Here is a 13,424-nt window from a genome sequence, read left to right on the forward strand (position 1 = left end):
ATACCACTTTCTTTCCGGATGTCCGGCATATTGACATTACAAAAATGAAAAAAGCTATGTAAATCAATTGCTTACAGAGCTTTATCGTACCTGGTAGCGGTATATTTTTGAACCAAACGGTTTTAGTTATCAATAAATTACGTAAAATGTGTGCGCAAATTCCTGAATTGTTAGCTATATAAATTATATATAGTTAAATTCTTTGACCTGCGCTGAAAATGCATTTATGCAATATTTTTGTTCTGACGTTGGTACAACGTGATACTGAATATCTGCCGAGATGTTCCGTTGCATTTCAATTGGACTTTCACAAAGAGAAATGCAATGATTTTTGAGCAACCCAAAGTTAGTGTATGAAACGCACCAGTTTTGGAATAAAATTCCGTATCAGTTTCGGAATAATTAGTTTTCAAGTTTTTATAAAAAGCTCACATGACAATTGTAATAAATGTCGTTTTATTACAAACTCGTATTAATGAATTGCTTATGAAAAAAAGAACAATAGTTTTAATAGGATTCATAATATTAAAATTCTTATTACAATATATTTTAATAAGCCCTGAATACGATTTACAACGGGATGAATATTTACATCTTGATCAGGCACACCACCTGGCATGGGGCTATTTATCGGTACCTCCCGTGACTTCCTGGATTTCCTTTCTGATCCTGCTACTAGGAAATTCAATCTTCTGGATTAAGTTCTTTCCTGCGCTATTCGGAGCCTTGACTATCCTGATAGTATGGAAGGCGATTGAAGAATTAGACGGAGATCTGTTTGCCTTAACTACAGGAGCAACCTGTGTATTGTTTTCAGCCATATTGGCTTTAAATACCCTCTATCAGCCTAATTCATTAGATGTTCTGAGCTGGACGGCCTTTTACTACTGCATCATAAAGTATATAAATTCAGAAAAGCAGAAATGGCTGTTGCTTGCCGCCATTGTTTTCGCCGTTGGATTCCTGAATAAATACAACATAATATTCCTGCTCCTTGGGGTTTTCCCGGCACTTGTACTATCACCTCAACGAAAAGTATTTACCTGTAAGGGATTCTATCTGGCAGTTTTACTTGCATTATTACTTATTCTTCCGAATCTGCTATGGCAATACAACAACGATTTTCCGGTTGTTCGCCACATGAAAGAGTTATCGCGCTACCAATTGGTGAATGTAAGCAGGGAGGGGTTTTTAAAATCCCAGTTGCTATTCTTTTTTGGTGCAGCTGTTGTAATTTTATCTGGATTAGGTGCTTTGGTATTATATAGGCCGTTTCAAAAATACAGGCTCTTCTTCTGGACATTCATCTTCACCTTATCTATTTTCATCTACTTTAAGGCAAAAGATTATTATGCCATTGGAGTATATCCGATTTACATAGCTTTTGGCGCTGTTTTTCTTTCAAGGGCATTGTCAGGAGACTGGAAAAGATATTTACGTCCTTTTGTAATTATTATCCCCCTGCTTGTCTTCTTTCCAATGTACAAGGTTGCTTTTCCTAATAATGGTCCAGAATATATCTTGAAACACCAGCAACAATATAAAAGATTAGGACGTCTTCGCTGGGAGGATGGTAAAGACCATGCTTTACCGCAGGACTTTGCAGACATGCTTGGATGGAAGGAACTGGCACACAAAGTGGATAGTATCTATACGCAGCTTCCTACCTGGAGCAAGACCCTGGTGCTTTGTGATAATTATGGACAGGCAGGCGCCATAAATTATTATTCTGAAAAAGGTATACAAGCAGTCTCATTTAATGCCGATTATATCAATTGGTTTGTACTGAATGAGCGGTATGAAAACCTGATCAGAGTGAAAGACTATTATGACAGGGATGATGAACTGCAACAAACAGGTCCTTATTTCCATACCGGAGTGGCAGCTGATTCTATCACCAATCCGAATGCAAGAGAATATAGAACAACAATTTTCCTTTTTACGGGTGCCAAAATCGACATAAGGCAGCGAATAAAAGATGAAATTGTAGAAGAGAGAAAATATTAGCAAATTGTTGCTCTTGCCTTTTTGACACTACCACTTGTAAAAACCAGATCAGATGATTTATGAAAAATTAGTCAATTCAACTTGATCCAAAACTTTATCCGGAAAAAGCGGGATCAGGTTTTGAGATAACCATAAACAAAAAGGCTTGATAAGCAATGATTATCAAGCCTTACCAATGCCCAGTAGTGGAACGTTTTCGAACCAATTAGTATTGATTGTTAATAGATTAAAACTCCTGGGCTAGTAAATCTTAATCTTATGTGGTAGTTTGATAGTCCTTATTTCTGCAAGTATAGCGGTAGGCACTGGCTTAATTTTTTTAATTATTCCCACCCATTTTAATAACGATACCAAAGCGGCGCTTATTCGTTCTCGTTCTCCTTCTCTATCTGTATCTTTTCGTAACAATAATCCTGGTCTGAAGATGATGTAATTGTAAAAGCCTAATTCTGAAATGTCGCTTTTACATAGTCCTCTCAATCTGGTAATTCCATCTGATCTTTTTTTTAAAAGCGTTAAATACCGTTTCATCAGGGCTGTCTTCCTTTAACCGTATTGTTTCTGATCCTACTCAGCGATTTGGGAGCGATACCCAGATAGTTGGCAATATGGTACAAGGGGACTCTTTGCAAAATTTCCGGCGATTCTTCCATCAATATCAGGTAACGTTCTTTTGCATCGACTATCTGAAAGTGCAGGCTTTGTCGGACGATCTTCAAAAAAGCTCTTTCAACCAGAATCCGGAGCAGCCTTTCCAACGCTGGGATAGCAATAAGTAACTCATCCAGGTCCTTTTGATATAAAATATGTATCGCCGAATCTTCCAATGCCTTAATGTTGAGAAAAGAAGGGATGCCATTCAGCCGGCTATACATATCTCCAATCCATTCACCGTTGAAACCGAAATCAGTGGTATACTCCGTTCCATTTTCCAAAGAGCGGAAATAAACAAAAGCTCCCGATTGGACAAATGCCACGAAATCACAAACCCGGTCCTGGTATAAAACGTAATCTCCTTTTTTGATCTCCCTGTAGTTTAGCCGTGCAGCAAATGTCTGCCACTCTTTATCGCTCAAGGAACAAAGGCTTTCAACCTGTTGTTTTAGATCCTGTTTATCTGTCATCCCACAAATACATATGAATTGTGGGACAAATTTACAAAAACAAAAAAGATTACTTAAATATTGTAAAACTATCAATGGGTCTGCGCAGGCTGCGTGTTGTGTGAACTACCTGCCAATGAGGCATAATACAATAGCTGTTTCATTGCAGGAGAAGATTGACCTATAATTGTCATGTCCTTGTGTGTATAGTTGCCACAAGCGAATAACATACGCACCCATAACATCATTAATCTTATTGTTTTTCCCATAACCTGAAACCAATACGGATGACCGGGGCAACATCTGCATTGGGTATCGTGTATTTTACGCCATTGAAATCGCGGGTTTTATCGCCCCGCAAATAAAAGTGAAGACCAGGTTGCAGGTAAATGTATTTCCCAAAGAAAAACTGGTAGCTGATACCCCCGCCAAAGTCATTGCTCCGTATATCCTGGCGAATGCCGGTAGACTTTTGTTCAATGGCAAAGGTGTGCATTTCCAGAAATGTATAGAGTTCCAGGTTCTTCCAGATATTATATCCCAGGAAGATACCTGGAGATGTTTTGTAGAATCGTTTGAAATCATCCTTTTGGTTTTTCAGTCCGGCAGGTTCTGCATTGTAGTGGCCACCATTGATAACGCTTACTCTTACGCGGAATTTATCGTAGCGGAATCCTGCGGCGGCATGGTACCCACCAGTAAAAAACATCGGGAAGAGCGATTCCGCTTCAATGGCTTGTTTAGCTTTATAATGCGGTGGATCAGGGTGCCAGAAACTGCTTTTCACACCATACTGTGCATGCAGTACCATCCCGTAAAAGAAGGCAATGGTCAATAATAGGTAACTTTTCATCTTTGAAGTATTTTATCAATACCGCAAAGATGAAATGTTTACATCACGCCATTACTCCACATTTGTTACCAAATGAACAGGAAACTATCTTAATTTGCTTTTGCAACCGATAGCGATAAACTAAAAAAAAACGGCTTTTTTTGAGCCTTATTATAGAAGTTATTACATTTGTTTCAGCCTCAACATCAAAATATCAACCAAAAGGAAGTAATCCATGTGATTCCAATTCTATACATACAACAACAATTAGATGAAAAACAAATCAAAACCAGTGCCTTTTATATTCGGGGTACTAGTATCGCTTCTTCCCATATTCACTTTCCTGAACTGCTCTGCACAATCCTACACCCTCAAGATAAAAAAGGGGGATTACTGGCTGGGAGGGGGCCTGGGTATACAGGGTTCTGTAGCTCCTATGGGGCAGTACATTGGCACGTCTGCCAGTCTTTCTGCCAAAGGAGGATATTTTGTAGCAGATAAGTTGTCTGTCGGGATAACCGTGACGGGGGGATATAGTATTGTGGACAAGAAAGACAAAGGTGTCTATAACCGTGGGATCAGTTTCCTGATGGGTCCTCTTTTGAATTATCACATTCCTATTTCCAGGAACTTCTTCCTTGAGCCGATTATCTGTACTACCTGGGGACCTGTAAGTGTGAAGAGCATGGTGAGTGCCAGTCCTGAGCAGTATGTAAAAGTGAAAGGTCATGCTTTTTGTGAGATTGGAGGGATAGGGCCTTTCTTTGAAGTCATTCCGCAGAAAGCGGAGTTTGGCGTACAGCTGCTGTTAGCGGTGTTACAGCAGAGTACGACCGTCTATGGATCAAACGGGGAGGCTGTTCCCGGGTCAAAGGTGTGGGACAATAAGACAGGGCCTGCAATGAACGTAGAGTTCAGATTGCATTTTTAAAGTGATGCCCATTCTTCGGGGAGATTTAGCTCCCGATCTTACAGTTGACAGTTTTTAATTTGACGCCTCCATTTTTCTGAAGTGGCAGGATGGGATGGTTCATTTATAAGAAGGTGTTCATAAATAAGGCACCCTTTTGCATAAAAATACTGTAATGTACAGTAGTATTTTAGCACCTCTTGCCATATTTAAATAAGGCAAGAGGTAAAACTTTGTTGGTAGTATTTTAAAGCACTCATCAGAATAAGTGAACACTTTTCCTTCCTGATCTAACTAAATGAGATGGTGCAGCTAACCACCGGTTAGAAAAACGCTGGCCGGGTTTTCTCCCGTTATCATAATAGTAGATTCTTTTGTCTTCTGCTCTGTTTAAGTAAGATTCAACTTTCATATCGTTGTGGCTTTTGGGTTATAGGAGACAGAAAGCAATGGATATGCCGCGCCACAGGACTGTGGCATTGGATTTAATCTTGGGTTTTGACCGCTTCGGTAAGAAAAGGTGTGAGTTGTACGGCAATTTCTGCTTGTCATGCTGCTTGTCAATAATAGTGGCAGAATGCGTAAAAAAGGCGGCAAAAATTGACTTCGACATAAAACAAAAATGGTTGTAAGTATTTAACTTACAACCATTTTACGTGCCCAGTAGCGGAGCATTCTCGAACCAATTGGGTTTAATTTTTAATAAATTAAATAATACTTGATTCATGGCCATGAAGTTGGGAATGTTATGATATGTTACCTTTTAAAGGTTTCTATCTCTTAAGGGTGGTGGGTGCATGGAGTTCTAGCTCCCAATCATCTCTACATTAAACATATTGACGAGAAAGGACAATGGGTCAATGTTGAATTAACAAATGCCGGTTTCCCAAGAGATCAATGGATAATCAAGGAGTTAGCCATTTCAGTAGAAGCTATAAAGCAGGGAACATACATGACGCCTTTAACGGAAAAGCAATCAATTGCTTTTGCAATGTTTGATCTGGCTTGTGCTTACAGGTTTCAGCATGGTTATGATACCTTTCTTTTAAAGATAATGAATACAGCTTTAACTTATTACCCAAAGTGTGTCCCCCTGTTAATGATCAAGGCTAACTTCTTTAGAGCAATTTGTTTGACTGAGCTGAAAAAGGCCCATCCAGATATTGCATTTGTGAAGAACAATTATGATCTGTACAAAAACAATCAGGGAACAATTGATCAGCTAGGATATAAAGATATGCCTGCAGAACTTTATGAAGATTGGGTAAAGTCTGTTGAAAGAGAGAAAATCAAAAGAAGGGGCCTGCCAGCAAAATAAATATAATAATATTGCCAAATGAAAAAGAGAATTTTACTTTATACCTTGCTACATCTATCCGCCACTGCATTTTGCCAAGACACATACAAAGACCCATATGCAATTTTTGGACATAAGTCGAATACAAAATATGAAACAATTGTTGACGAAATGCTTTATGTGAAAAATGGAGATACTACTTCCCCGATTAAAGCAATGGCTTTCAATGTAGAGAATAATGTTGTATTAATATTCGGAAAGAATGATAGTTTAATTGATAAGAAAGATATTCAGCCTGAACAAGTGCTCCGGTTTATATCAAGTGACCCTTTGTCTGCCCAATATCCGGAACTTACACCATATCAATTTGCAAGTAATAGACCAATACAAGCAACTGACATAGATGGTTTAGAAGCCTATTTTAACAACAGCGGTGAGTTTATCAAATGGGGACGAGACAAATCCCAAACGGCGCCTGTAATATTTGTTAGTGGTAGCACATCGATTCAATTAGAACATGTTTAAAAATAAATCGGCGGGAAATTAGTTAAAAACGAATCGATCAATTAGTTTGGATTTACCAGAAACAAACTATGAGACCGAAGTACACATTATTGACCGATTCGCAATGGCAAAGTATAGAAAAATTATTAACAGACAAAAGAAAGCGTAAATATTGTCTTCGAAAGATATTTAATGCTATTCTATGGATCTGCAGAACGGGTTGTCAATGGCGCAATTTAAGCAGCGAATTCCCTTACTGGCAGATTGTTTACTATTATTTTAACAAGTGGAAGAAAAATGGATTCTTTGAAAAGGTTATGAGTAAGGTTGTAAGAAAAGAACGAATGATGCAGGGCCGAAATTATGCACCTTCTGCAGCAGCGATTGATAGAGAGTATAAAAAAGTCCATTTATAAATATTGAAACAGGCATTGATGGCGGAAAGCATATTAATGGACGAAAAAGGCACCTGGCGGTGGATAGTCTGGGCTTAACAATAGCGATCAGTGTCAGTGCAGCAGATATTCATGACTCAGTAGGTGGATTTGACTTATTGTGGAGAATAGAAAAAAATAGTTCAAGAATGAAGCTTATTCGTACTGACATGGCCTACAGGGGTGAATTTATTGATACTGTTGAAAAGTACTATAAATGGAATATAGAAATAACTCAAAAACCGCCGACAGTAAAAGGTTTTGTTCCACAAACCGGTAGGTGGCAGGTTGAACGATCATTCGCGTGGCTGAATTTTTTCAGAAGGTTAGATAAGGATCATGAAAGGCTACCTGAATCATCTGTTGCATTCATCCAGGTAGCTTTCATTAATATACTTCTAAAATGAGTCGTTTGGAATTTTAAACATGTTCTTAAAAACGGTTAATATTTCGCAATTCATTAACAGAGTTCACTGGGCATATGGAGAGGGTGGCGGTACAGCTGCTGATTACTTTGCTTCCACAATTAATAATGCGGCAAATAAGTTTGGTGAAGATCAAATGTATGCAGGAATGACGACAAAGATGAAAGCAGATAAGGTTCCGATAACATCTGAGAATCAAAAGAAAATTTACTTTTATCAGACTATGCCCGCAGGCAAAGAAAAAGTAAATGATAATTATACTGGTTTCAATACGTTGGTTGGTGGCGAAGATCTGACCTCTTTACCAAATATTAATGCCGATAAAAAAGACGATTTAAAACTGCAGATTCGTAAAACGAGGATTAGAGAAGGAATTGTTGCAGCTAAAAAGGTACTGACTGGAGAAACAACGGATTTAGTTGCTGGTGCGACTAAATGGGGGTCGGGTTCTGGAAGTCAGGCGGAAAAAGCTAATAGGGATCAGAGTACGCAAGGCACTGTAATTACAAAGGTAAATCAGAATACAGGATTCATAAATACTACTACCTGGTTTTATTTGCCCAAACCATGGACTCAACGAACAGGTAACACAACTGGGAAAATCAATGAGGTTAATTTGGATAAACAGAAAATACATTGAAATTGAGTTATAGAATTATTTTGTATGGATTTTTTTTGTCGTGGTCTTGCCTGGGATATACGCAGGGTTTTAGGAACCTAAGACAATACGTTTTGCAAGACAGTTTGTCTGACTACGGTTTTGGCCTCGAGAAGACTACTATTGTTGAAGATACAGGAGTTCACATGTTCTCTCTTAATAGCTTGCTTGATTCTAATATATTGTTCAGAGAGATTACTGACGATAGTATAAGAGTAGTAGTTAATGGGGATGAAGTAGAAGCTAAAGTGTCTTATAAGAATGAAATGTTGGACCAGTTTTATGTTTATAAGAATGGTAAATTACTAGCAAAGCACAAATATCCTAATGGACTTTTTTTTGAATCTGCGGGATATCTGATGATGTATCGGGGAAGCACTTGGTTTGTAATGTATAGTACCCCCAAATTTTTAGGATCTACTACTTTGATTCAAAATGAAGGTGTAATGGTAAACTTGAATACATTCCAAGTGTATAATTTACCAGATTGGCAGAGCACAAATAGTCTTTTGTGTTTTACGGACTATAACCTGGATGGTACACTGGATTATGTTCAATTTAAGGGTGGAATTGATAAGGAGGTGAAATTTTTCCAAATTGGTAAAGACTCGTTCATTCCAGATAAGAGATTTTTATTAAAGATGTCTGTCTGGGATAGTAGAACGTACTTCTTAGATAGCTTAAACAGTAAGATTTCTCCAGTATATCACGATGTTTTTTGATGTTTATGTAAAAGGAATATAATAGGCTCAACAAGTCCAACCGTCAAAGATATGTTAAAAGAGGCGAAGCTATATCATCGAAACGATTTAGAAGCATTTGAAGAAGTTAATCTTCAATGCGACGCATTGCAAAAAATACCACACGCAATTAAAAATCATTTCATTCCTCTACATGTTAAATCCAACGGCAATATAAATTTTTACAATCTTCTTGCCGCACATTATCCATCAAATACAAAGATTGAGGAATTTAAGATCGTCAATAAGGGAAGATATTCCTGCAATAAACCGCATGAATTTGAAATTGACAGATTTACACTTCAATTTGATGTTGCAGGACATCTAATTAAAGCACAGAAACGATAGTTACCTTTCGAACATAAATCCGGAATCGAACCTATTGGTACTTGATTATAAATCATTTATAAACTATCCATAAATACTGAAAAGCAGAGAATCCGCTACTAGAGCGAACTTTCTGCTTTTGGTGCCCAGTAGCGGTAGGTTTTCGAACCAATTGATGTTAATTATCAGATGCTTGCACCTGAAGTAACATAATCATGCTTATGATAAAGATGATGTAGCTTGCTTAACCTTGAGTTGCCATAAGTGTTAGTCTTCAGAATCGGAATAAATTTAATTACTAACCATTGGTACCTTTACTACCTCTAGGAACAAAATATTTAAATTCGTTGTTTTCTTTATATTCGATAAATCCTTCGGTTGCAAGCGTGGTTAAATCAACATAATTGATATTCGTTGCTTGTTCTTTTATAAGGTTTTTAACTTTTCTTAGATTCTTTTTAATTCCGTTACCTATATTGGCATATCCGTAAACAATTAAACAGAAATTTTTTTCGTTTGTGTAGAAAATTTCTGTATTGTAAAACCCATTGTTTCTCAACCTCTTCTTAAACTTAAACAGATCATTATTAATGCTTTTTTGACTGCATACGCAAATTCCATAATAGTCAGTAGTGTCGTTTTCAAAGTAAGTATTCGGACCTCGGCATTCCAGAATAATGTTTTACAGCCCTTATCTTTGCTGCTGTAATCATGGTATTGGCTATAAATGAAGTTCTTTGTAATTCGGGGCTAATCTGCTAATTGATGTAATCATGTATTTTTCTTCTTCCAATATGGAGGCAACAGATTAATAAGTTCATGAGCTGGGCAATCATGAAGGCGGTCATAGATATCTTTAAGATAAATATAAGGATCGATGTCGTTAAGTTTACAAGACTCGATCAGGGAGTAAAAAAGTGCTACTCTCTCTGCTCCATGTTCATTTCCGGCAAACAGGCTATTATTGCGGAAGGTAGTAACGGGTCTGATGGCCCTCTCGACGCCATTGTTGTCGGCATCGACGTATCCAAGGGTCGTAAATGCTTTTAGTTTGTGCCATTGCCCCAGGGCATAATTAACTGCTTTAATTATTGGTGTACCTGGCAGATGATCTATCTGCTGTTGTTCCAGCAACCAGATATGTATTTTATCGAGAAAAGGAACGCTATATTTCTGACGCAATGCCAATCGCTGGTCATCGGTCATCTTTTTTCTTTCGGCAAAGGCTTCTATCCTGTAAATGATGTTGAACAATGTCAATGCTTCTGCCGCTAGCTTTTTATCATATTTCTCTGCTTTCTTAAAACCGCGGCGGATATGGGACAGGCATGTCATTAGGTCCACCTCCTCATTATCTTTAAAAGCTGCTACATAGCTACCCAGGCCATCCGCCTGAAGCGTGCCCTTAAAATCTTTTAATATCTGCTGTGGAACCTTATGTCCGCGGGATGGGTTAAATTCAAACAATACTAATTTTTGTTCTTCAGATAAAAATACCCATAGCCAACCCCTGGATGGTTTGCCTTCTCCAATATCATTGAGGTAATCTAATCTTGTCTCATCGACCTTCAGATACCGGGCCTGCACAATTACTTTTTTCATACATCTCAACAGCCTTAGCAGTTTCTTAAAGGCCACCTCTTCCCAACCATTTACCGTTGATGCTGCGAAGCTGATGCCAGTAGTGCTTTTTATATACCGTAACTGACGTGTATATGGATCCCCATATCCAAACCGGCGGCTGTGTAAGTGTGCCAGCAGGCTGTTTCCTACTGTTCCTTTTTCTACCAGACGAGGGGCTACTGGTTGGCAGACAAACTTTTTATCTTCTGTACGATATTGAAGCCGCTCCTGTTGTACTTTAATAATTTTACCCGGCTTGTATTCGTAATAGGTCGTCACTTTTTTGCCCATAGGGATCAGGCCTGTCTTGTCTCCTTCGACGTCAATTGTTTCTGTCACTACTTCTATACAAGATGGTTGTACTCTTCTACCTTTATGAGCGAGATGTTTTTTCTTTTTGCGGTTGCCTTTCCGGATCTGGTCATCCACTTGTTGAATATCGCCTTTTGTGGAGGCTACTCTTATAATCTCTTCCAGTTCGGTCAGATCAAAATCAGGTCCTAAGGTTTGTTGTATGGCCGCATCTACTTTTTCACGTTCAGGTATAAATTTCTCACTCTTTTTACCCTGTAGCATTTCACATAACTCCTGTAACTGCCAGCTCTTCTTTTCTCCCTGAGCAACCTGCTCTTTTAAGAGCGCATTTTCACTTTCCAATGCTTCGATCCTGCTTTGCAATTCAATGACCTGATGTTCTCTATCAAGCATAATCTCATGTGCCTGATTCAGATAACGGTTTAATTTATCACATGCTCCATTCTTTGCTTCCAGCTGGTTATTCAGGTCATATATAATCTTACCAAACGTTATTCTCTCTCTGGTCAGAGATTCCAACAACTCCCCATTGGTCTCCGTTAGCGTGGAGATTTGTTTTAATGCATCTGTTATAGAAGTGAGTAATTCAGGGCGCACTGCTTTGTGTCATGGTATTGGCTATATTAACGCAAAAACAGCATTATTAGTTTGGCTGATCTGTTGATTTTCCTGACTTTCTTTCGTAACGCTTTCTGTACTTAATCTCGATTCCTTCCAGGATGAGCATCACATCTTTGCGTTCAATCATCATCGCCTGGCAACCAGGATCATAAACAGGTTTGCCAAAGGTGCCTCTGGCTAGTCTTTTGTAATAAAGCGCCTGACCATCTCCATCAAATTGCAACATTTTCACCTGGGTGAGACGCCCGTTAAAAAACAAATAGATGATGCCCTTAGCTAATGGATCAAGTGCCATTTGATTACGTACGATGCCTGACAAACCATTTATTCCCATCCGCATATCCGCTGCAGATGTATAGATATAAAAATTATAACCAGCTAATGACAACATTGACTAATGATTTAGCAAGGTGAGTAAATATTCTGCCGGCACAGGTTGATAAATTGCAATACCGCGCACTTCAGCAAATAAGTTTGAATTAACAGGCTCATTTGATGATGCTACAATTTTTACGGGAAGTATTGCTGGTGGTGAGGATGGAACCGGTGAAGTATTGTTTGTTTTCTTTAACCAGTAATAAAAACTGCCTTCACTTATTTGATGAGCCCTGCAGTATTCGCTAATAATCATGCCGGAATCAGGCTGCTGACGAACATGGAATGCCATGTCTACTTTTAAGGGAGAACCAGGGAGAGATCTCTGAATTTGCTTCTTTCGCATCGTTTAAATTTTGATGCAATGATCGCAATATTTAATTTCTATTCGGGAACGCCGAGAACCGAATACTTACGCAGCAAAAACAGCAACAATGGTACAGCAAAATCGGCAACAATTGTTACACAATCCGGCAAAAGTAGCCTGTTATCAGGAACCTTCAAAAATTGTTTTCCGATTCTTCAATCTGTAGCTCTCTCCGTTAAAGTTTATGACTTCACAATGGTAAAGCAAACGATCCAACAAAGCAGTAGCTATGACCTCATCATCCAGTTGTTTGCTCCAGTCTGAAGGCTTTTTATTGGTAGTGATAATTATTGATGTAGATTCATAAATCTGATTGATAAAATTAAAAAATGATATTGCTATATTTTTTTCCAACGGAAAAAGCATGATATCATCAATAACCAGAAGGTTAGCCTTTAAGAGCCGTTTATATTCAACTTGCTGCGTTTTAACAAAATCCTTCGTCTTAAGCATATTGACCAGGTCGTCCATTCTTCTAAAGTAAGCGTTGTATCCGGCCTTTACAGCATCCCGGCACAATCCGGCAGCTAAATATGTCTTGCCGGTTCCACTCGGACCCATCAGAACGATATTAAAAAGTTGGTCTAGCCAGTTTAATTCTCTAAGTTGCTTTAAACGACTTGGACTAATTTCAGCCTCTGAGTCTGTTCTGTAGTGATTCAGGTTTGACATCTGAGGCAGCCATGCTGCTTTTTCCCGTTTGTTCAGATCCTTTACTGAGCGGTAGGCTGCTTCCGTTTCCAATAACTGGCTTAGGAACTTTACATATCCCATCTCCTGCTGTTCCGCTTCGGCAATCAATGTTTTTATTCCATTGTTAATGCCACCCAGCCTAAAAGCTGTGCATAATTCGCTGATTCGTTGTTTTTCTGTTTCCATATAATTT

General features: G+C 38.5%; 16 protein-coding genes. 9 read left to right on the forward strand and 7 right to left on the reverse strand.

From position 1 onward, the window contains the following. Window positions 1-486: 486 nt before the first annotated feature. Window positions 487-2,007 (forward strand): glycosyltransferase family 39 protein, encoded by a 1,521-nt coding sequence (locus QQL36_RS26665; RefSeq protein ID WP_321567353.1) that lies wholly within the window; start codon window positions 487-489, stop codon window positions 2,005-2,007. 530 nt (window positions 2,008-2,537) lie between these two features. Here the strand turns inward: QQL36_RS26665 and QQL36_RS26670 are convergent. Both QQL36_RS26670 and QQL36_RS26675 read right to left on the reverse strand, forming a co-directional pair. Beyond that, window positions 2,538-3,131 carry a Crp/Fnr family transcriptional regulator gene (locus tag QQL36_RS26670; protein ID WP_083729517.1) on the reverse strand — a complete coding sequence of 198 codons (594 nt, stop codon included), beginning with the start codon at window positions 3,129-3,131 and terminating at the stop codon, window positions 2,538-2,540. A 232-nt stretch (window positions 3,132-3,363) separates the two neighbouring features. Next, window positions 3,364-3,963 (reverse strand): hypothetical protein, encoded by a 600-nt coding sequence (locus QQL36_RS26675; protein WP_321567354.1) that lies wholly within the window; start codon window positions 3,961-3,963, stop codon window positions 3,364-3,366. A 250-nt stretch (window positions 3,964-4,213) separates the two neighbouring features. Here QQL36_RS26675 and QQL36_RS26680 point away from each other — a divergent pair, with 250 nt between their 5' ends. From QQL36_RS26680 to QQL36_RS26715, 8 genes are all read left to right on the forward strand, one after another. Continuing rightward, window positions 4,214-4,873, forward strand: coding sequence for a hypothetical protein (locus QQL36_RS26680; protein WP_083729513.1), 660 nt, complete (start codon window positions 4,214-4,216; stop codon window positions 4,871-4,873). Between the two features lie 772 nt (window positions 4,874-5,645). Next, entirely contained in the window at window positions 5,646-6,170 is a 525-nt protein-coding gene (locus QQL36_RS26685) for a hypothetical protein (protein ID WP_083729509.1), read from the forward strand. A gap of 18 nt (window positions 6,171-6,188) precedes the next feature. Next, window positions 6,189-6,674, forward strand: a complete 486-nt coding sequence (locus QQL36_RS26690; RefSeq protein WP_321567355.1) for a hypothetical protein — start codon at window positions 6,189-6,191, stop codon at window positions 6,672-6,674. 68 nt (window positions 6,675-6,742) lie between these two features. Continuing rightward, window positions 6,743-7,069 carry a transposase gene (locus QQL36_RS26695; protein WP_321567356.1) on the forward strand — a complete coding sequence of 109 codons (327 nt, stop codon included), beginning with the start codon at window positions 6,743-6,745 and terminating at the stop codon, window positions 7,067-7,069. Window positions 7,070-7,083: 14 nt separating this feature from the next. After that, window positions 7,084-7,494, forward strand: coding sequence for a transposase (locus QQL36_RS26700; RefSeq protein ID WP_321570562.1), 411 nt, complete (start codon window positions 7,084-7,086; stop codon window positions 7,492-7,494). A gap of 19 nt (window positions 7,495-7,513) precedes the next feature. Beyond that, window positions 7,514-8,152, forward strand: coding sequence for a hypothetical protein (locus tag QQL36_RS26705; protein ID WP_321567357.1), 639 nt, complete (start codon window positions 7,514-7,516; stop codon window positions 8,150-8,152). A 92-nt stretch (window positions 8,153-8,244) separates the two neighbouring features. Then, window positions 8,245-8,892 carry a hypothetical protein gene (locus QQL36_RS26710; RefSeq protein WP_321567358.1) on the forward strand — a complete coding sequence of 216 codons (648 nt, stop codon included), beginning with the start codon at window positions 8,245-8,247 and terminating at the stop codon, window positions 8,890-8,892. 51 nt (window positions 8,893-8,943) lie between these two features. After that, on the forward strand, window positions 8,944-9,258 hold the full coding sequence (locus QQL36_RS26715; RefSeq protein ID WP_083729503.1) for a hypothetical protein: 315 nt from the start codon (window positions 8,944-8,946) through the stop codon (window positions 9,256-9,258). 277 nt (window positions 9,259-9,535) lie between these two features. Here QQL36_RS26715 and QQL36_RS26720 read toward each other — a convergent pair whose 3' ends face one another. From QQL36_RS26720 to istB, 5 genes are all read right to left on the reverse strand, one after another. Next, window positions 9,536-9,796 (reverse strand): hypothetical protein, encoded by a 261-nt coding sequence (locus tag QQL36_RS26720; RefSeq protein ID WP_321567359.1) that lies wholly within the window; start codon window positions 9,794-9,796, stop codon window positions 9,536-9,538. Window positions 9,797-10,008: 212 nt separating this feature from the next. Further along, window positions 10,009-11,772: an IS66 family transposase gene (tnpC, locus tag QQL36_RS26725; protein WP_083730637.1), complete on the reverse strand. Its 1,764-nt coding sequence runs from the start codon at window positions 11,770-11,772 to the stop codon at window positions 10,009-10,011. A gap of 46 nt (window positions 11,773-11,818) precedes the next feature. After that, window positions 11,819-12,187 carry an IS66 family insertion sequence element accessory protein TnpB gene (tnpB, locus tag QQL36_RS26730; RefSeq protein ID WP_083730638.1) on the reverse strand — a complete coding sequence of 123 codons (369 nt, stop codon included), beginning with the start codon at window positions 12,185-12,187 and terminating at the stop codon, window positions 11,819-11,821. A 3-nt stretch (window positions 12,188-12,190) separates the two neighbouring features. Further along, on the reverse strand, window positions 12,191-12,517 hold the full coding sequence (tnpA, locus tag QQL36_RS26735; RefSeq protein ID WP_072362417.1) for an IS66 family insertion sequence element accessory protein TnpA: 327 nt from the start codon (window positions 12,515-12,517) through the stop codon (window positions 12,191-12,193). Window positions 12,518-12,661: 144 nt separating this feature from the next. Then, the gene (gene istB / locus QQL36_RS26740) at window positions 12,662-13,417 is read right to left on the reverse strand and encodes an IS21-like element helper ATPase IstB (protein WP_321567360.1); all 756 of its coding nucleotides are present in this window, start codon (window positions 13,415-13,417) and stop codon (window positions 12,662-12,664) included. Window positions 13,418-13,424 lie beyond the last annotated feature (7 nt).

The organism is Chitinophaga sp. LS1, from assembly GCF_034274695.1.
Classification (GTDB): domain Bacteria; phylum Bacteroidota; class Bacteroidia; order Chitinophagales; family Chitinophagaceae; genus Chitinophaga.